This window comes from Marinomonas posidonica IVIA-Po-181, from assembly GCF_000214215.1.
GTDB classification, from domain to species: domain Bacteria; phylum Pseudomonadota; class Gammaproteobacteria; order Pseudomonadales; family Marinomonadaceae; genus Marinomonas; species Marinomonas posidonica.
The window spans coordinates 704,211-723,577 of the sequence record NC_015559.1; the positions used below are offsets into that span (position 1 = coordinate 704,211).

General features: G+C 41.4%; 16 protein-coding genes. All 16 read left to right on the plus strand.

Annotation, left to right across the window (positions count from 1 at the left end):
- Nucleotides 1-175 precede the first annotated feature (175 nt).
- The 16 genes from MAR181_RS03245 to tssH are packed head-to-tail and all read left to right on the plus strand — an operon-like array spanning nt 176 to nt 19,342.
- Nucleotides 176-937, plus strand: coding sequence for a hypothetical protein (locus MAR181_RS03245; protein WP_245546201.1), 762 nt, complete (start codon nt 176-178; stop codon nt 935-937).
- Nucleotides 930-3,062 (plus strand): MFS transporter, encoded by a 2,133-nt coding sequence (locus MAR181_RS03250; protein ID WP_013795180.1) that lies wholly within the window; start codon nt 930-932, stop codon nt 3,060-3,062. The genes MAR181_RS03245 and MAR181_RS03250 overlap by 8 nt, the downstream gene beginning before the upstream one ends.
- Complete coding sequence (locus tag MAR181_RS03255) at nt 3,059-4,069, plus strand: ABC transporter substrate-binding protein (protein WP_013795181.1); 1,011 nt, start codon at nt 3,059-3,061, stop codon at nt 4,067-4,069. Before MAR181_RS03250 ends, MAR181_RS03255 begins: the two co-directional genes overlap by 4 nt.
- 41 nt (nt 4,070-4,110) lie before the next feature.
- Entirely contained in the window at nt 4,111-6,174 is a 2,064-nt protein-coding gene (locus MAR181_RS03260; RefSeq protein WP_013795182.1) for a type VI secretion system Vgr family protein, read from the plus strand.
- A complete protein-coding gene (locus MAR181_RS03265; RefSeq protein ID WP_013795183.1) occupies nt 6,175-6,762 on the plus strand; it encodes a DUF6931 family protein in 588 nt (195 codons plus the stop codon). It abuts the gene before it with no gap.
- On the plus strand, nt 6,762-7,061 hold the full coding sequence (locus MAR181_RS03270) for a PAAR domain-containing protein (protein ID WP_013795184.1): 300 nt from the start codon (nt 6,762-6,764) through the stop codon (nt 7,059-7,061). Before MAR181_RS03265 ends, MAR181_RS03270 begins: the two co-directional genes overlap by 1 nt.
- 26 nt (nt 7,062-7,087) lie before the next feature.
- Nucleotides 7,088-8,209, plus strand: coding sequence for a hypothetical protein (locus MAR181_RS03275; RefSeq protein WP_013795185.1), 1,122 nt, complete (start codon nt 7,088-7,090; stop codon nt 8,207-8,209).
- A gap of 23 nt (nt 8,210-8,232) precedes the next feature.
- On the plus strand, nt 8,233-9,516 hold the full coding sequence (locus MAR181_RS03280; RefSeq protein ID WP_013795186.1) for a type VI secretion system protein TssA: 1,284 nt from the start codon (nt 8,233-8,235) through the stop codon (nt 9,514-9,516).
- A gap of 56 nt (nt 9,517-9,572) precedes the next feature.
- Nucleotides 9,573-10,097: a type VI secretion system tube protein Hcp gene (locus MAR181_RS03285; RefSeq protein WP_013795187.1), complete on the plus strand. Its 525-nt coding sequence runs from the start codon at nt 9,573-9,575 to the stop codon at nt 10,095-10,097.
- A gap of 28 nt (nt 10,098-10,125) precedes the next feature.
- Entirely contained in the window at nt 10,126-10,629 is a 504-nt protein-coding gene (gene tssB, locus MAR181_RS03290) for a type VI secretion system contractile sheath small subunit (protein ID WP_013795188.1), read from the plus strand.
- Nucleotides 10,629-12,107 carry a type VI secretion system contractile sheath large subunit gene (gene tssC, locus MAR181_RS03295; protein WP_013795189.1) on the plus strand — a complete coding sequence of 493 codons (1,479 nt, stop codon included), beginning with the start codon at nt 10,629-10,631 and terminating at the stop codon, nt 12,105-12,107. The genes tssB and tssC overlap by 1 nt, the downstream gene beginning before the upstream one ends.
- A gap of 55 nt (nt 12,108-12,162) precedes the next feature.
- A complete protein-coding gene (locus tag MAR181_RS03300) occupies nt 12,163-13,584 on the plus strand; it encodes a type VI secretion system contractile sheath domain-containing protein (RefSeq protein ID WP_041651586.1) in 1,422 nt (473 codons plus the stop codon).
- Nucleotides 13,581-14,003: a type VI secretion system baseplate subunit TssE gene (tssE, locus tag MAR181_RS03305; RefSeq protein ID WP_013795191.1), complete on the plus strand. Its 423-nt coding sequence runs from the start codon at nt 13,581-13,583 to the stop codon at nt 14,001-14,003. The genes MAR181_RS03300 and tssE overlap by 4 nt, the downstream gene beginning before the upstream one ends.
- Nucleotides 13,996-15,774, plus strand: coding sequence for a type VI secretion system baseplate subunit TssF (tssF, locus tag MAR181_RS03310; protein ID WP_013795192.1), 1,779 nt, complete (start codon nt 13,996-13,998; stop codon nt 15,772-15,774). The genes tssE and tssF overlap by 8 nt, the downstream gene beginning before the upstream one ends.
- Nucleotides 15,765-16,745, plus strand: coding sequence for a type VI secretion system baseplate subunit TssG (locus tag MAR181_RS03315; protein ID WP_013795193.1), 981 nt, complete (start codon nt 15,765-15,767; stop codon nt 16,743-16,745). The genes tssF and MAR181_RS03315 overlap by 10 nt, the downstream gene beginning before the upstream one ends.
- Nucleotides 16,733-19,342, plus strand: a complete 2,610-nt coding sequence (gene tssH / locus MAR181_RS03320; protein WP_013795194.1) for a type VI secretion system ATPase TssH — start codon at nt 16,733-16,735, stop codon at nt 19,340-19,342. Before MAR181_RS03315 ends, tssH begins: the two co-directional genes overlap by 13 nt.
- The last annotated feature ends 25 nt before the right edge of the window (nt 19,343-19,367 follow it).

The window sequence follows — 19,367 nt, forward strand, 5'->3', positions numbered from 1 at the left end:
TTGCATTGCAAATACTATCCGTGAGTGTTCAGGAGCTTTCGTGGTGTGAGGTGGGATTCCACCATGAAATAAAAGGAATGTTTCGTGAAGGATCTTCTATCAGCTGTTCTTGTTTGTACGCTAATAAAGGTATTTGTTAATGAAGGCATTTTTTGAAGTCCACTTAAGACTTGTTATGACTGTCTGGATGATTCTAGTGGCCGTTCTGAGCCTTTTATATCTGATGAACTTTATGAAATTCGACAGTTTAATGTCGAATGTCGTGTCGTCAAAATTAGATGTTATTTCCTCTTCCATCGAAACCTCGATTATGAAAGCTGAGCGTTTGGGTATTCCTCTTAAGTCTGCAACCAATGTGTTGGATTCAATGCAAAAAGCCAAATCTCGCGATGAAAATGTTACCGAGATTGAAGTGATTGATAATCAAGGCAAGATTGTATTTTCTACCGATAAGAAAGCGACTGGTTTTATTAATTCTGATATTTCGAGAAGAGCATTAAAGTCGACTGATAAAAACTGGAATTTGAGTACGGAAGAAAACTTATATAGTGGTATTCAAATATTTGATAGCTTTGGAAACCTCTCTGGTAGTGTTGTTATTGTTTATGATAAAGCCTCTTTTTACAGTGTGTACTTACTGGTTCGTCTACATCTACTGGAAATGACTATTGCAATATTTTTGTTTTTTGCTGCAGTTGTTTTTCTGGTTATTCGTTTTGGTTTTGCCGACATCACGAATGTCATTAAGTTAATTCAACAGCACTCTGAAGGGAAAGACAGTAGAAGCTTATCTGTTACAAAAGGCACCATATCTTATGAGTTTGCTAAGCAAATTAAGCAGAGTCAGGAAATGCAAACAAGGGTGGCAAAAGAATTGGATGATTTGCAGGATTTAGATAAGGGAAGTTCAGCAAAAAAGGTGATTGACCATGATTAAAGCAAAAAGTATGGCAAGCTTTATTAATCGTCGCTTAATTCTTGTTACTGTCATAAGTGCATTGTTGGCATCGGTGCTAAGTGCCTTATATACCTTGGTTGAATTTAATTTTTCCATTAAGCCTGAACTGCTTAAAAAGGCAGACGCCATTGTGCAGGTTGTGCATGATGATGTCGAATTGGCTATTGGGGCAGGTGTACCAATAGATCAGATTAGAGGGATGGATGACTATTTGTCCGATACTCTTCAAAAATACCCAGAATTGACTTTTATTGCTGTTGTCTCCAAAAACAATTCACCTTTATATACTGCAGGTGTCTTAACTGATTTGACGGAAACGAAGAATTTATTGGATGAAAATAAAACTGTTTCCTATTTTCAGGCCTCTTTTAAAGATCGTCTTATTTTGATTCAGCAAGAGCTGATTGGTTTGCTACCTTCGGTCGCCAATGATGAAGGTGGAGATGTCTATGATATGGATATCTTGCTGGATGAGAAGAAGGTTGGTGGTGTTTTTGTTGGTTTAAATTCGAGTTTTATTCGTACGCAGCTGGCTGATATTTTCTTTGATATCGCAATTGTTTTGATTGCCGTTCTTCTTGTTTGCTTTGAAGTGGTCATGGTTGTGGTCATGTTCTACGTTTCGGGTCCTCTTGAGGAATCCGAATCTATCTTAAAAAGACAGATGGATGGCAATTTTTCTGTGAAAGCATCTGTCGATGCTAAAGGAACAATTGGGCATTTTGTTGTGAAGCTGAACGAGGACTCAAAAGCCCTTCAAGGTAAGTTTTCCCGAGTTTTTTCAAAAATAGTCGGTGGAAATAAAGTCGAGAAAAAAGCAGGTGATGAGGTGCAGACTCGTTTGCAAATGCTGGCTGAGAAGTTTCACCTTCAAGGTCGCTTGTCGATGAGAAATGGCGATATTCTTGATGCCAGAATTCCCCTTTTTGTTTTTTCATTCGCAGAAGAGTTGCAAAAGTCTTTTATGCCGCTTTTTGTAGCGGAATATTATGAGCCGAATCAATGGGTCTCTCGTGATGTAATGCTTGGTTTGCCTATCTCTGTGTTTATGTTGGTCATCGCCGTTTCGACACCATTTGCAGCTAAATGGGTCGATCGTTGGGGTCAAAAACCTCTGTTTTTAATTGGTCTTATTCCGGCTATTGCAGGTTATCTTGGTTGTGCATTTGCTGAAAATAGTACGGAAATCGTGATTTCACGTGGTATCACTGCATTAGGATATGCCTTGATTACGATAAGTTGTCAGAGCTATATCGCTGCGGTTGTTTCTTCCGAGAATAGAGCGAAAGGGATGGCTATTTTTGTTGGTGTCTTAATGACGGCGACTATGTGTGGAACGGCCCTTGGAGCGATTATTGCGGATCGAATCGGCTATCAACCTGTGTTCTTTATTTCAGCTGTATTGGCTACTTTTGCAGGTTTTCTTGCCTGGAGGATGTTTTCGGGTTCTGTTGATGTATCCGAGAAAAAAGGTGGGGCTAATAACGGCGGCGGTAGTGTCATACTTTTGGCAAAAAATCTTAAATTTGTTGCCATTATTTTATGTTGCGCTATTCCAGCTAAGATAGTGTTGACAGGTTTTCTTTACTTTATGGTTCCTCTTTATCTTGTTTCATTGGATGCAAGCCAGTCTGAAATTGGTCGCATAATGATGATTTACTCTTTAACCATTATTCCACTAAGCCCAATCGCTTCTAGTATTGCTGATAAAACGAAAAAGATGAAAGAGCTGGTTGTATTGGGGACCGTTTTATCCGGTGCAATTCTAATTTCTCTCTATGGTGAGGCTTCTTTCTATAAGATTCTTTTAGCCGTTGCCCTGATGGGGATTGCGCACTCTATTTTGAAAGCGCCTTTGATTGCCTCTGCTTTGGAAGCGGCTGAGTCTACTCCAGAAGTTGGTCGTACGAGTGTGTTGGGTATTTTGAGAACCTCGGAACGAATCGGTAGTGTGCTAGGGCCTGTGGTTGTTGCGAGTCTCTTGGCATATTACGACTATGGTCAAACCATGGCGATTGTTGGTTTTGGTATCTTGGCTGCTGGATTGATGATGTTGATTTTCTTGAAACGCTCTGAAAAAGAGTTGGTTGGAGCAGAGGCATGAAAAAAATAGTGATTGCATTACTGACTTTTTTTGCCGCTTCGTTTGTTTCAAATGTTCAGGCAAACGAACAAGTTAAAACGATTTATATGGTTGTCTGGCGTGGATGTGAAGAAGCGTGTCAGGGGTTTAAAAGCTACTTTGAAGACAGTGGTTTACCAGTCAATATCATTGTTCGAAATGCAAATAGAAAGAAAAGTAAATTAGAAGGTTTTGTTGAAGAGGCAAAGTCATTGCACCCAGACCTTGTTGTTACTTGGGGAACTTCGGTCAGTAAAGAGGTGATTGGTACTATCAAAGATTTTGGTGAAGGAACTCGCCTTGGTGATATTCCTGCGATGTTTATGATTGTGGCGGATCCCATCGGGGCAGGCATTACCAATTCGGATGAGGTCAGTGGTCGAAGAAGCGTTACCGGTATTCGCAATAGAATCTCAGATGAAGTCCAGATTAGAGCAATGAGAGAGTATTTCCCAGTTAATAAAATTGGTGTTATCTATTCGGAGTCAGAACTTAATTCGGTGTTGAATACGGCGAATTTGCAAGTCATCTCTAAGGATATGGGCTTCACTTTATATAGAGAGGTTTATAAATTAGATGAAAAAGGTGTTCCATATCCAGATCAATTTGATCGTTTAGTCTCCACTCTAGCTAAAAAAGACGTTGATGTAATTTATGTCGGCTCGAGTTCATATAATCTTGATAATGCAGATAAATTTACGCAGGCGGCTTTGGTGCACAAGATTCCAGTAGCCAGTGCCTACGACATGATGGTTACGCACTCAAAAGCATTAATTTCGGTTTCTAATAAATATTATCGAGTAGGGCGTTTAGCAGGGAATCAAGCTAAAAAAGTCGTCTTTGAAGATAAAACGCCTGGAGAGTTAGAGATTGCCCAATTGAGCCAATTCTCTATCGCAATAAATATGGATGTGGCAAAGGAAATTGGTCTATTTCCACCGATACAGCTTATTCGCTTTGCGGATTTGGTTAGTTCAAAAAATAATTAAGATCGAACGATAAACATACTAATAGATGGTTTGAGGTAACAATGAGTCAGCTTGCAGATCCAGAGTACAGCAACCTAGTTGTGATCGATAGTGATGGCGATGAATACGTATGTACTTCATTGTCAGTGCGTGAATCGGTTAATGGTATCAGCGACATAAAAGCACTTGTTCAAGTCTCTTCAGGAACGCCTAATAGCTGGGTGGGTACGGCAGTCGAATGCGCTGTGTATTTAGAGCTAGGATCAGGTCGTTCAGCAAATAGACAATATAAAGGCTATGTTGTTTCTGCAAAAAGCCAATCTCAGGTGGCTGATTCTAGCTATTTCACTATGGAGTTGCACATTCAGCCTTGGTTGGGATTGCTTGCCTACGGGAAAAGTTGTCGCGTATTTCAGGAGCAAACTGTACAAGCTATAGTGACATCTATCTTCGATGAAATAGGTTTTAGTGGTGATTACAGCGTTAACAGTATGCCTTCTTCGATTCGGGAATATTGCATTCAGTTTAACGAGTCTGATTTGGATTTTGTGTTGCGACTGCTTGCTGAGGAAGGCGTTCATTTTTATTACGATAAAAATGATGGTTCTTCGACGTTGAAGCTACAGGATGCTTCTAAGCCATTTAGCAGTGATGAAGTCATTTCTTTGGATCATGTATCATCACCGGGTGGTGATAATGAAGTGGTGAAAGAGTGGGCTTATCAGAATCAATTTCATAGCGCTTCTTTGGAAATCGCAAATTTTGATTACACTCAGTCAAAATTAGTGACCAGTGGGGTTAAAAGTTCTCAATATTCTATTTCAGGAAACACCAAGTTAACCAATTACCGGTATCCTGTGGCTGCAGCAACAGGTGATTACTCCGATCTCTCTGGGACACAAATAACGATCCAAAGAGCCCAACTAGATTCAGGCTACAGTCGTGTTTACGGTGAAACTGAGTCTATGGATTTGGCTGTAGGCTTCTATTTAGAGATGGCATCTCATCCTGATAGTGCTCAGGAAGGAAAGCTCCTTGTTATTGAAGCGGAGCATGATTTTCAGTCTGCGCCAGGCTCTACCTTTACCCATAATACTCGCTTTGTTGGCATGCCAGAAGATGCTCTATTTTACCCAAGTCACCGCCCTAAACCTGTCGTACATGGGTTGCAATCTGCGCTAGTGTCTGGTCAAACCACTGGTGAGCCATCTTGCGATGAGTCAGGTCGACTCAGAATTAAATTCCATTGGGACGAAGAAACGGGTGATGAAACAAGCTGTTATGTGCGAGTAGCGCAACCTATGGCGGGCAGTGGTTATGGCTTTCAATTTTTGCCTCGTGCCGGGCATGAAGTGTTAGTGAGCTTTATTAATGGTGACCCGGATCAGCCTGTGATTGTCTCAAGTGTTTATAACAGCACTTATAAACCACCTTACGCCACGGCCAGTACTACGCAAAGTGGCATTAAAACGAAGTTGGCCGGTGAAGCTAATGAGTTAAGGTTTGATGACAAAAAGGACAATGAGTCTTTTTACATGCATGCCGCGAAAGATTTTCTGCATGAGGTGGTAAATGATCATACTGAGACCATTGCTGGTGAGAAAAAGACCACTGTAACTAAGAGTATTACCGAAGCGGTAACTGAGAAGTATACGCTGTCTTCCAAGGATAATATGGCCTTGTCTACGGACAAGGCTTATACCTTAAGCGCCACGGACTCTATATCAGAGGACAGTGAAAAGATTACCTTAACCGCTACAGACACATTGAAATTGGTCGTGGGCGATAGCTCTATAACGATTAAAAGTGACTCTATCGATATTAGCAGTAGCTCTATCACTTTAAATGGAGATTCGGATATTACCTTAAACGGAGGAGATATCAGCCAGTCTGGAGGTTCATTTAGTGTGGATTCAGATGGTTCTGCCAGTATAAGTTCAGGGAGTTCAATGAGCCTAAGTGCAGGAAGTTCTTTAACCGCAGAGGCATCCAGCAGTACATCAATATCAGGATTGAATGTAACTATTTCAGCGGATGTTAGTGCGACGGTATCAGGTAGTGCTTCGGCAGAGATATCTTCAGATGGGTCGACGACTGTTAGTGGCAGCATTGTGATGGTGAACTAGATGTTTAAGAAAATTCCTTATCAGGACAGCAGTGCCATTTTACGCCATGTAAAGCTTTCAGAAGAAGCTGCGAAACTGGTTGACGTAGGTGCCGCGCCTGCGGATGTGATTGATTTGTTGACAGACGCCGCACTCTATATTGATTTAACGCACTTCTTCTGTCACGCCTTGCCCATGAGAGAAGTGATTTGGTGGACTTGTAACTCGCTAGAGTTACGCAATGATGATTGGACGGTTGCCGAGCTAAGAACGATACAAGAATGCAAGCAATGGGTAAAAGAACCTCAAGAAGGGTTAAGACGTCGTATCGAGCAACAAATGCAAAAGATTAAAAATGATCGAGCTGTTCGTTGGTTAGCCCAAGCCGTTGTTTGGAACGGTAGTGGCAGTATCGTTCCGGTGGGGTTTCCTGTGGTGATGCCTGCAGAGTTTTTATATGCCAAAGCGGCTGCGGGAGCCATTAATACGGCAGCGGTTCTACCAGAATGGAAAGGTTATCAGAAGTTTTATCAGTCGACTTTTTCTATGGCTTTGGATTTAGCAAAAGGTGGGCCGGGTCTAATGAAAAATAGAATAGGAGATAAGTAATGCCATCTGCAGCACGTTTAACGGATATGCACACTTGTCCCATGCAAACACCGGGAACACCGCCAATTCCCCATGTAGGAGGACCGATTATTGGCCCAGGTGAGGCAACAGTACTAATCTGTAAGTTGCCTGCTGCCGTGATGGGGGATTCCATCACTTGCGTCGGCACGCCAGATAGCATTGTGAAAGGCAGTAGCTCAGTCCTGATAGGTAACACTCCGGCCGCGCGCATGGGCGACACTTCAAGCCATGGAGGCTCTATTGTAGTAGGCGCGCCAACCGTACAGATCGGTGGTTAATTAAAAAATTAAATAGGCAGGTATATATGGCACATTTACATCACTGGGATAATTTGATTTCTCAATCAACCTTTACATCAAGTGTTGATTATCGCAAACAGATTCTTGAACTCATTGAGCAGGCAAAGCTTGCTGAAGGTAAGCTTCATAAGTTCATGGCGGAGTTGAGTGCCAATATAAACAACGAATCGGGTAAGCCTATTACGTATACAAGAGCGCCTCTTAAAACAAAAGGTCGTATTGGGGAAAAGTGCGGTATTAAAGTGTGGAGTGATCCATCTAGAGATGTCACAGGCATGAAGACACCACTAGAAGTAAAGGATATTGCTAGAGCGACCATTGTATTTAGTACCGTCGCTCAGATGTTGGCTTTTCGGGACTATATTTATAACACCCCAGAATATCAGGCGGTATCTGGTCTAGACACCCCAGCCGTAAAAGATTTGTGGGCGAAAGGTGTGACGGATGAATATAAAGATGTGAAGTTCTTTTTACAGGTAAATATTGATTTTTCTTATGGCGGCAAGGCAAAACAAAAAGTTCCTCATATTGTCGAGTTGCAGTTGAATGTAGCACAAATGGACCGTGGTAAGAGCTATGGCCATGCTTTCTATAATATTTCTCGCGCTGCTGTGAGGGACGGTAAAGTGGGCTTTTTCCCTGCGGATAAGAACTGCAAAATTGTTATACCTGCTAATAAAAAAGGCCGGGTTGGTAACAAGTTACGTACAGCATTGTCGCAATGTAAAAGTATGGCCGGAAATGACTCGGAGATTAATCTAGCCATAAATATTATGAGGAAGATGTTGAAGAAAAAGTTCCAGACAGTAGAAGAAGCAAATAAAAAGCAGAAAAAAGCTGATGCGGCAAATACGGATGCTGGTGCTGGTGCTGGTGCTGCTTCATCGGTCGTTGCATATACCAATGCCAAGGGGAAGCCAGCAGACAAATATGACTTTGTTGATGATGGTAAACCTCTGGTTATCGTATGTGGTGTTTACAATCCTAAGAAAGAAGAAAAACAAGATACGGATGCGGCGCAAGCGTGGGCAATTGCGCGTCTGTCCAGCTTTATTTGGAGCAATTTCACTGCTTTTCAAAACAAACCCGGTGTAACGGGAATCGCTGCGAATATACATGAAGCTTAAGTCTTTATTAAGGAGTGAAAATCATGCTTGAAGAACTGGTCGTGCCTATTTCAGATGAAGCTCCCTGCGGTGAATATCTAAAGGATAATCGCTCTGTTTATCGAAGCTATCGTAACGCTTTTAATATGGCCCAATCTTCTTTTCGTCAATTGATTGAGGATCCAGATGCCTTAAATAACAATGAACTGGTTGAAGCCAATGCTGAAAACTGGGCTTTGCTTTCGAGTGAATGTGAAAATTGTTTAAAGACGGTTTCGAAGGATATTGAAATATTTTGCTGGCATGCGGTGTCTCAACTGTTTTCAAGGAAGCCGCTAGAGAATTTACAACATTCTTTAGAAACACTTGATTATTTAGTGACGAATGATTGGGCAAACCTCCAACCAATGTCTCCTGAAGAAAAGTTAAAAGCAGAGGACGACGCTGGAAAACAAAGGGAATGGGCTGAAGGTCGTGTTAAGCCTTTGGTTCAATTGGTTGGCGATACGGCAGAAAGTGGTTTGTTGTATATGCCGTTGCAGATGTTGACCTTGGTTGCTGATATCGATTACGGAAAGTTCTTTTTGGCTGAAAAATCAGGAACCCTAGCGGATTTGAAATCTCAGGCATTAGGTGCTCTATCTAGTGAACGAGCTGAGGTGACCGAGCGTATTTTATCGCTAGGTAAAATTTATGAAACTCTTGTTTCTATTGAGAAAAAAGTTGCTGAAGAGTGCAATCGTGTTGCTGCTCAAGGGATTAGTTTTCGCTTTGTAAAAGAAAGTGTCGATCGTTTATTGAAAACGTTGCGCTATCTAGTAGAAGAAGGCTTACCTCGTTGGCCTTTGGATCCTGAAGAAGTTGGGATTGAAGATAATCAACCTGAAGTGGAGACCCTTGCCTCATCCGAAGAGCCTATTACCAATGGCGAGAGTGTGCAAACAGCGTCAGGGGGAATGGCGATGACAGGAGTCGGTATTGTGGCTAGCCGTGAGCAAGCATTAGCAGAATTGCAAAAAATTGCTGAATATTTTTTGCAGGCAGAACCGCATAGCCCAATTTACATGCTGTTAAAACGAGCGATCAGATGGGGACATATGCCTCTTCCTGAATTATTAGAAGAACTTATTGGTGATAATGCCGTAGTGCAGTCACGCATTACTCAATTAGCCGGTTTAGAAAGCGCCGAACATACAGTGAATTTTAAAGCATCCCCGGAGGTGACGTATACGGCAACATCGACCCCCACTCCCGCGGCTGAAAAGGCAAAAGAACCAAGTGTAAGCCCCACGAATGATGTGGGAACGTTAACTGGTATTGAATGGTAATTTTTTAAAGCAGTCATCTTTGATGACAATTAAAACTAAAAAGTGAGGTAAAAGAAATGGCTTCTATTTATATGAGAATTGATGGTCTTGACGATATCAAAGGCGCTGCTACTGTTGGGGAAATCGGCGGTAAAAAAGGTTTTTTTGCTATCGATAATATGCATTGGGGTGCCAACCGTGGTGTGTCTGTTGATGTAGGTAATGCGAACAATGCTGATAAAGGTATGGTGTCTTTGGATGCCATTGGTATCTCTCGAGTATCTGATGGCGCTTCCCCTCACCTAACGACGTTTTTGTTTGCACCGGGTGCGGAAGGTAAGACAGTGGATATTTTGTTAACTAAACCTTCTCGTGATGGCGCTGGTGCAGACCCTTACCTTGTTATTACTTTAGAGAAAGCACGCCTTTCTAGCTACAATGTATCAGGTTCAGATGGCAATCTGCCGTCAGAAGACATGTCTTTGACTTATACCGCATTGACTTTGGTTTATTACAACGAAGGTGATGGCGGTAAGATTGAGAAGGGCGACACAGTTAAGTTTGATTGCACTACAGGCAAGCTTGAGTCTAAAGCAGGTTAATCATAAGTAACCATTTAGGAGGTTCATCGTGGCTTTGAATTCGCAACATAAGCGTGTAAGTAAAAACCGAGTCAGCATCACTTATGATGTTGAAACAAATGGAGCAGTAGAAAATAAAGAGTTGCCTTTCGTTGTAGGGGTACTTGGAGATTTTTCTGCTCACAGAGAAGATCGTGAAGATCTTGAAGATCGCACTTTTTATCAGATAGATAAGGATAACTTTGACACTGTAATGAAGCGCGTTGGTCCAGAGTTGAAACTTAAGGTAGATAACACCTTATCGGATGATGATAGCCAGTTTGAAGCTGCGTTGAAGTTCTCCTCTATGAAGGATTTTGAACCAGATGCTTTGATAGATCAGGTTGAGCCCCTTAGAAAACTGGCCGAAACACGCCAGCAATTGAAAACTTTGTTATCTAAAGCCGACAGATCTCGCGATCTTGAGAAGTTGCTGAAAGAAGTTCTGCAAAGTGCAGATACCATTAACGCGCTTTCAGGTGAGCTGGGAATTGAAGCTAAGGGAGACGAATAATGAGTGCTGAATTAGAAAATCAAGCCGCTGGTGAAGCTGAAGCTGGGACATTAAGTTTTCTTGATAGAGCCATTTCTGCGACCACTCAAACACCCGCTGATACTACTAAAGAGCTATTCTCTGTATTGGCTGAGCAAGCGTTAGGCGGTACCGTTGTTTGGGATAAAAATGTTACTAAGACGATTGAAAATGCTATTGCTGAAATTGATAAGCAAATGTCTCTTCAGATGTCTACTATCATGCAAAATGATGAGTTTCGTCGCTTAGAAGGCTCTTGGAGAGGTTTGGGTAAATTAGTTCGTGAAAGTGAGACTGGCCAAAGTTTGAAAATCAAATTGGTCGATTTTAACAAAGATGAATTATTGAGTCAGTTTGAAGACGCTCCAGCTGTGGATCGTAGCCCTCTGTTTGATGCTCTTTATCAAAAAGAATTTGGCACAGCGGGTGGTGAGCCTTATGGATTGTTAGTTGGTGACTATACCTTCTCTCATAAGGATGATGATGTTGCATTATTGCGTTATATGGGTGAGACGGCTGCAGCCAGTCACGCTCCTTTTATCGCCGCTGCTAATCCTGAGATGTTTGAGTTTGATTCCTTCGAGACTTTTAATGAAGGCAAGCCTGTTGCTTCAGGTTTTGATTCTCCTTCTTATGCTTCTTGGAATGCTTTCCGCGCTAGTGATGATGCTCGCTATGTTAGTTTGACATTACCTCAAACACTTGCTCGTCTTCCCTATGGTAAAAAGGGATTGGGTACGGATGCCTTTGATTATGAAGAGTTGAATGTAGACTCTGATGGCAACCCATTGCCAAGAGATAACTCGCAATTAGTATGGTCAAATGCCGCATTTGATTTGGGTCTTAAAATGACTCAAGCCCATACTGCTTTTGGTTGGTGTACTGCTATTCGTGGTTTGGATAACGGTGGTAAGGTTGAAAACCTACCCAACTTAACTTACAAGTCTTTAGCTGGTGATCTACAGCAACAATGTCCTATCGAAGTTAACTTAACGGATGAGCGTGAGAAAGAGTTAAGTGATTTAGGATTCTTGCCATTGGTTCACTATAAAAACACCAATTATGGTGTATTTATTGGTAGCCAAACCACTCAAAAACCGAAAGTCTTTGCTGATCCAGACGCAACAAGTAATGCCGCTATTTCTGCTCGCTTACCATATATCATGGCAAGTAGCCGTATTGCGCATTATTTGAAAGTAATGGGGCGCGACATGCTTGGTTCTAACTTGGAGGCAAATGACATTCAGAAGGATCTTCAAACCTGGATTGATCAATACACCAACTCTGGTGCGGTTGGTAATGCAGAGCGATCTAAAACACCACTTTGTGAGTCTCGTATTCAAGTTGTTGAGCAACCTGGCCGTCCTGGTGCTTATTCTGCCGTTGCGCACCTTCGCCCTTGGTTGCAACTTGAAGAATTGACGACGTCTGTACGCATGGTTACTAAGATTCCTGGTTAGTCTTTTAGCCAGTCGTAGTGCTCTAATACAAAGTAAGTGACAGGTGTGGATGCAAATGTTGTTGAGTTCGATACAGGATAGGTTAATTCAGTTAGATGAAGATCAAGGCGATTATTTAATAAGTGCTTTGACTTTATTGGCAGAATTGGATGACGAGATGCTATTAAGCAAAAGTGCTTTATTTGCGTCAGTAAGTCGTTTAATTGCTGAGATTGATGAAAACCTGTCTGCTCAGACTTCAGCAATATTGCACCACTCTGATTTTGAGGCGTTAGAATCCGTTTGGCTTGGTGTCGATTCACTGGTCAGGCTGCCTGTTAATAACCAGAAAGTGAAAGTACGTATTTTGGATCTATCTTGGGATGCAGTATCACAAGATGTTAATAACTCGATCTCCTTGCGCCGTTCAATGCTTTATAACCTGATTGGTAATAGAGAGCTAAATACGTCTGGTGGCCAACCGTTCGGCATGGTGGTGGTTGATCGTGGTATCTCGATGGATTTAGATCAAGATTACGATGATGTCTATACCCTTGAGCTACTTGGGCGTCTAGGTGATATATGTCTTTGCCCATTTATTTTCTCGTTGGCGGATGATTTTTTTGGTGAAAAAGGGGCCGATTGGATATCCGATATCGGACGTATCGAAAAAATCTTAGAAGGGCCCGAATTTACTACTTGGAGGCATTTAAGGTCTCTACCAGAAGCTCGTTTTATTGGTTTGGTTATGCCTCGTATTAAGCTTAGAGATTCTTATACTCAAGAGTCTTGTCGGCGTTTCATTTTTGATGAAACCTGTCGTAAACAGAGAGGTCTCTGGGGCCATTCTGCTTTTATGTTTGCCTCTATTGCGATGCGGGAATTTAACCGAATTAATTGGTTTGGTTTTATGAAGTCTCGCTGGCAGGACCAATACAGTGGAGCATTGGTTAATGTTCCTGAGAATGGTATTGGAAGTTTCAGTACCAAAAAACCAACACCGGATGTTCGCATTATTACAGAAATTGGCAGCTTTTATTCTGCGCAGGGCTTTGTTCCTTTGTGCCATAGCGTTATGACAGAAAAATATTTTTTCCGTGGTAATAGCTCTATCTGGAAGTCAGGAAAAGAGAGTGCCGAAGCTGTAATGGGGCAGTTGCAAACAACTTTGATGATATGTCGTATTGCCCATTATTTGAAAGTTCAAATTCGCGGCATGATAGGGAATTTTCAAACGGCAGAAGAGTGTGAGTTATATCTTAATAATTGGTTAGATCGCTACTCGAGTAATTTGTTTAGCGCCGATGAGGTGACATTAGCGAAATATCCTCTAAGCAAAGGTGTGGTGAAAGTAAGAGAAATACCAGGTCAACAGGGGCGTTATACCTGCGATGTGCTTGTTCAGCCACAGTATCAGTTTGATAATGTCTGCGGTGAAGTGTTGTTGTCGACAGATTTAGGTTCTGAAAGGGGTGCAAGCTCAGAGGCTTTAGCATGATATTTTGGAATACATTTCTAAAAGACGAGGGCTCAGTTGGCGATGAGATGTTGGAAGCTATACGTTATCAACTGACGGCTTTACTTAATTCTGAAGCACCAATGATGAATTTGCCAAAAGGCTTTAAGGAGATTGAAGCGTCTAATATGCGTTTTGGTCTTGATAGTGTTTACAGTATTAGTAGTCAGGTGGATAAAGATCAATTTGCTCGCTCTGTTGAGCATTGGGTGCGCGCTTTTGAACCACGTTTGGCTGAAGTGAGCGTCTTTATTGAAGAAAGTGACCCACAAAAGAATATGATTTGTTTCTCGTTGATGGCGAAAATAAAAACACCAAATGGTAATCATGTTTTTTTGTTTGATTCGAATATTAGTTTATCGAATCAGGTGGCTAAATTAGAGGGTCAAGAAGTTGTCTGATCAATTGATGCGCTATTTCGAAAGAGAATTAGCCTATGTTCGTAAGTCGTTGAATGAATTTTCTGGTGATTTTCCAGAACAAGCGAACAAACTTAAGTTAAATCAAAGTAGTAATGAAGACCCAAATATCAGTCGATTGATTGATGGGATGGCATTGCTAACTGCAAAAACGGAAAAAAAGATCGATGATCAATTTCCTGAAGTGCTGCAAGACTTATTTAATATTCTTTATCCAGGCTATCTTCAAATATCACCGAGTTACGCTCCAATTCAGCTAATAGAAGAGCCAGAAAAGCTGAGCGAATCTATTTTTTTACCTAAAGGTAATCGACTGTCGGTTAAGTTAAATAAAGAGCAAGAGTGTATTTTTACAACGGTCTCAGATCTCACGATAGACCCTTATTACATCCAAAATATTAAGGCGGAAGCGGCTCCATTTAATTTTTTGACGCCAGCGAATCTTAGGCACGCAGATTCTGTGATACAGATTGAGCTGTCTTGTTTGGACGATGATACTTTTTTTAGCCATTTCGACTTAAGTCATTTCGATTTTTATGTTCGTGGCTTTGAAAGTAACTCCAAAGGCTTAATTGACCTTCTACTATTGAATACCGAGATTATTTCTTTGTTGACGCCAGATGGAAAACTCATAGAAATAGATTCATCGCGTTTGCATTCACGTATAGCGGATACTGACTTTCAATGGCTGCCTCGGCATGGGAGCCATTTTGGCGGTTTTGATTTGCTTAGAGACTACTTCATTTATCCAGATAAAGCTGCTTATATGCGTATCGCGGAGTTGGGGCATGAGTTAAGTAAACTTAATTCGTCTAAGGTCACGATCAGCCTATTTACTAAACAATTGCCCCCTGAATTTCTAAGGTTGTTTAACAAGAAGGTCTTTTGCCTGAATACGGTCCCAGCTATCAATATTTTTGAGTGTCGAGGGGAGCCTATTAAATATGACTTTTCTAAGTTATCTGTGCCGGTTATCGCAGATTTGCATTCAGAGAATGAACAGACCGTTGTCTCAGTTAATACCGTTAAAGAAGTGCTTCCTACTGGTGAGTTTGAGCTGAGCCCTGTCTATGAGGGAGGGTATTGGCATGATGAATCTTCTCCACAATGGCAGAGTCGGCAGCATTGGGACGAAAAAGGGCGTAGGAAAGTGTCTCTCTCTATTAGTTACCCTTATAGCTCACAGAGTAAAAATAGCGTTGTTTTAGCGACGAATCTAAGTGTTTGCAATGGCCGATTGCCCTGTTTGATTGCTGCAAATCAACCGGTAGAACTCATGGCTTCGATTGAGTTACCAGGTGACCTGCGAGTGATGTCGACACCGACAGCGCCACAATACCCAAACCTTGATAACCAATTGAATTGGCGTTTCATGGCGCTTCTTAATGTCAATTTTTCAAGCCTAGTACAATCCGATGATACGGTGAAGATGCTGCAAGAATCGTTACGCATGTGTAGTCCAAATCAAACTTGCTCTCAGGCTGATGCGATTAAACAGCTTGAATATAAGCACTTAGTTGCCCCTATGAGTATCCGCCAGCAATCTGTGTTCGCGTCAGGTACGGAAGTGACGATTATGTTGGATGACGAAATGCTAGGAAATAATATTGCGATTTTAGGTGAAGTGTTAAATCAGTATTTTCAGCAATTTTGTAGTTTTGACCGCTTTATGCAGGTGAAAATTAAACGCTTTGGTAATGATGCAGAAAGCATTGAATACGACAAGGTTCATGGGAGCCAATTATGTCTGTAGTTCAATCCGTTATGCATAGGCCTGAGCGTTATGAATTCACACAGATAGTTCGGTTGTTACGACATCTATCGATGAAAAAAGACATAAAGTATCGACCAGATCCTATGCCAGTAGGCGACAACTCTGATGTTGTCGCTATTGAAAATTTGTCCGATCAGGTCAAGGTGACATTAGGGTTAGAAGCACTATCTGGTTGTCGAGGTATTATTCCTGATTATTTATACTACGAGTTGCTTCGTAGTCTGCATCAGGGAGAGTCATCCTTGCAGACTTTCTTAGATGTTTTTAATCATCGATATTTTGAACTTGCCGCCAACGCTGTGACGACTCGTAATTTATTATTGCGAGAGGAGCAAGAGTCTACTTTAGGGCGCATGCTTGTAAGAGTCAGCCAGAAAACAGCTTTGGCGCAACTGTCTGCATTGCCAAATAGTTTTATACATAGGTCTGATACAAGTTTACTGAGATTCAGTGTCTTGATGGGATTAAAAACGCGGACATTGAAAGGGTTAAATCAATTACTGAGTCAGTATTTTCAACTTGATGTGGAATCTTCTGTAATCGCTAGCATTTCATATCGTATGCCGTCTGGAAGTCTAAGTTATCTTGGCCAGCATTTAGGTCGAAATAATCGTTTAGGGCAAGGCCTACTGATAGGGAAAAAAGGTAACCAAGCTTATCAATCATTAGAGATTTTGATTAGACCCAAGAGTAAGAAAGAATTTCTAGGGCTCTCAATTAACGCACATTTTGCAAATACCTTGAGAGATTTGGTCGCGGTATATTTACGAGAACTCATTGAAGTCAAAATCTATTTGTTTGTTAAAAGAGCTTATATAGACGAACCAATTATTTCGGCTAATGGTTTGGGGGTTAGGTTAGGGGAAGCGAACTGTCTTTCTCCTCTCCGTAAATCCGATGAATATCGAAAAATTCTATTACAACCAGAGAGATTGCTATGTCATACGTAAAATTAGGAAATCTAGTCAGTAAATTAGAAGCCGATATCAAAGATGCTTTAGAGCAAGCGGCAGGTGATGCTATGTCGCAAACTGCTAGCTCGATTGAAATTGAGCATTGGATGATGCAAATTATTTCTCATCAAAATAACAGCTTGGTGTCTTTTTTAAAAAATCAAAATATTAATATTAATCAACTGGTTGGAGAGCTTACTCACCGTATAGAGCGTTTTCCTAAGGGAGCGACGGGCCAACCGACTATTAGCGGTGCTCTGAGTGAGTTAATGGAAGAGTCTTGGGTACAAGCATCGGTTAATTTTGGGCATACTAGTGTGCATGCTTTGCACCTTCTACTAACTATGCTTCAAACAGATTCTTTTGGGGTGAAAAAATTAAACCTTAAGTGTCTTGAATCTGTATCGCTTGAAGCACTGAGCAGTAAAATTTCTCAAATAAAGCAAACGACAGCGACATCATCAACAAAGACAGAGGACCTTGATGCGGCGCCTACAGCTGGTGGGGCACTAGATAAATATACGGTGAACCTTACCCAGCAAGCTCGCGATGGAAAGATAGATCCCATTTCTGGACGTAACGCTGAAGTGCGTTTAGCTATTGATATCTTGTGCCGTAAACGTCAGAACAATCCTATTTTGGTTGGCGAACCTGGTGTTGGTAAAACCGCAGTAGTGGAAGGCTTAGCATTGAGAATTGCTAGTGGTGAAGTGCCACCGGTTATTCAAGGTGTTGAAATACACTCTTTGGACTTAGGTTTATTACAAGCGGGAGCCAGTATCAAAGGTGAGTTTGAAAATCGCTTAAAAGATGTCATTAATGAGGTGAAGAGCTCAGAAACTCCTATTATTGTCTTTATTGATGAGGCACATACTTTGATTGGCGCTGGAGGTGCTGCGGGTCAAAATGATGCCGCGAATCTATTAAAGCCAGCTTTAGCACGAGGCGAATTTAAGTCAATTGCTGCCACAACTTGGGCTGAATATAAAAAATACTTTGAGAAAGACCCTGCATTAACCCGTCGCTTTCAAGTGGTTAAAGTAGAAGAGCCTAGCGCAGAAGATGCCATGCAAATGCTGCGTGGTGTTGCCGTTTCTCTAAAGAAACATCACAACGTTTTTATTCGCGAAGATGCATTAGATGCTGCGGTAAACCTTTCGATCCGTTACCTACCTTCTAGACAACTCCCAGATAAAGCCATTAGCCTTTTGGATACGGCGTGTGCTCGTATTGCTTTAACTCAAGGTGCGAAACCTGAACGGGTTGAGTTTCTAGAGCAAAAAATTCGCTACCTGAATAGTGAGTTAGAAGCTTACAAAGTTGAAGATGCTGTGTTAAGTGACCTTCCAGAAGATAGCCAAGTGTTGGTCGATGATGTCGCTAAAATGGAAGCTGAGCTAAGTGAACTGAATGTAAAATGGCAAAATGAGCTTGAGTTAGTTCAACAGGTTGTTGAACTAAGTGACGAAATACAATCACAATTTCAAGATGACGCCATTGAAGCCGATAAACAAGATAAATTACAAGGCTTACTTTCCCAATTGAAAGTGGTTCAAGGGGAAAGTCCATTGGTCTATCCAATGGTTAATGCTGAGGTAATCGCTTCTGTTATTTCCAGTTGGACAGGGATTCCTGCAGGGAGCATGGTAAAGGGTGAAGTTGCAGCTTTGCTGAGTTTGGAAAAAGCATTGCATAAGCGTGTTATTGGTCAGGAAACAGCGATCAGTGAATTGGCTAAGAGTATCCGAATTTCTCGTGCTGGTTTGACTGATAACCGAAAACCCGTTGGTGTTTTCTTAATGTGTGGACCAAGTGGTGTGGGTAAAACTGAAACAGCGATGGCATTGGCGGATCAGGTTTTTGGTGGTGGGGATAATTTAACCATCATTAACATGACGGAATTTAAAGAAGAACATAAAATTTCTATGCTGTTAGGTTCCCCTGCGGGTTATGTTGGTTTTGGTGAAGGTGGTGTCTTAACTGAAGCTATTCGTCGTAATCCATACTCAGTTTTATTATTGGATGAAATGGAAAAAGCTCATCCAGGTGTTCATGATTTGTTTTATCAAATATTTGATAAAGGTCATATTAAGGACAGTGAAGGTCGCACGGTCGATTTTAAAAACACCATTATTATCATGACCTCAAATGCAGCGGATCAAGCGATTTGTGATATTTGTGCTGAGACGAATGAGCGCCCAGTAAATGAAGTGCTAGTTGAGGAAATTCGTCCAGCATTACAAACTTACTTTAAACCTGCATTTTTGGGACGAACGACCATTGTGCCATATTACCCATTAAACGCGGAAGAATTAGGTCATATTGCTCAAATTAGCTTAAATCGAATTTCTAAAAAACTGGCAGAAAAATACAAAGCAAGTTTTAGCTGGGGTATTGAGTTTGTTGACTTTATTGTGTCGCGTAATACGGATCCAACAACAGGTGGTCGGGCGATTGAGCAAATGATTAACCGTGCTTTAATGCCCAAACTGGCAGAAGAGTGTATCCAGCGTTTAAGTGATGGGTTGCCCATATCATGTGTTAGTGTTGATGTCATTCCTCAAACTGGTGAAATTAAGCTTACAATCGAGTAATTATGAGAAACTGTGCGTATTGTTC

Bases quoted from the DNA above. Each gene is read 5' to 3' on its own strand.
- MAR181_RS03245 (WP_245546201.1), top strand. From the start codon at position 176: ATGACTGTCTGGATGATTCTAGTGGCCGTTCTGAGCCTTTTATATCTG.
- MAR181_RS03250 (WP_013795180.1), top strand. From the start codon at position 930: ATGATTAAAGCAAAAAGTATGGCAAGCTTTATTAATCGTCGCTTAATT.
- MAR181_RS03255 (WP_013795181.1), top strand. From the start codon at position 3,059: ATGAAAAAAATAGTGATTGCATTACTGACTTTTTTTGCCGCTTCGTTT.
- MAR181_RS03260 (WP_013795182.1), top strand. From the start codon at position 4,111: ATGAGTCAGCTTGCAGATCCAGAGTACAGCAACCTAGTTGTGATCGAT.
- MAR181_RS03265 (WP_013795183.1), top strand. From the start codon at position 6,175: ATGTTTAAGAAAATTCCTTATCAGGACAGCAGTGCCATTTTACGCCAT.
- MAR181_RS03270 (WP_013795184.1), top strand. From the start codon at position 6,762: ATGCCATCTGCAGCACGTTTAACGGATATGCACACTTGTCCCATGCAA.
- MAR181_RS03275 (WP_013795185.1), top strand. From the start codon at position 7,088: ATGGCACATTTACATCACTGGGATAATTTGATTTCTCAATCAACCTTT.
- MAR181_RS03280 (WP_013795186.1), top strand. From the start codon at position 8,233: ATGCTTGAAGAACTGGTCGTGCCTATTTCAGATGAAGCTCCCTGCGGT.
- MAR181_RS03285 (WP_013795187.1), top strand. From the start codon at position 9,573: ATGGCTTCTATTTATATGAGAATTGATGGTCTTGACGATATCAAAGGC.
- tssC (WP_013795189.1), top strand. From the start codon at position 10,629: ATGAGTGCTGAATTAGAAAATCAAGCCGCTGGTGAAGCTGAAGCTGGG.
- MAR181_RS03300 (WP_041651586.1), top strand. From the start codon at position 12,163: ATGTTGTTGAGTTCGATACAGGATAGGTTAATTCAGTTAGATGAAGAT.
- tssE (WP_013795191.1), top strand. From the start codon at position 13,581: ATGATATTTTGGAATACATTTCTAAAAGACGAGGGCTCAGTTGGCGAT.
- MAR181_RS03315 (WP_013795193.1), top strand. From the start codon at position 15,765: ATGTCTGTAGTTCAATCCGTTATGCATAGGCCTGAGCGTTATGAATTC.
- tssH (WP_013795194.1), top strand. From the start codon at position 16,733: ATGTCATACGTAAAATTAGGAAATCTAGTCAGTAAATTAGAAGCCGAT.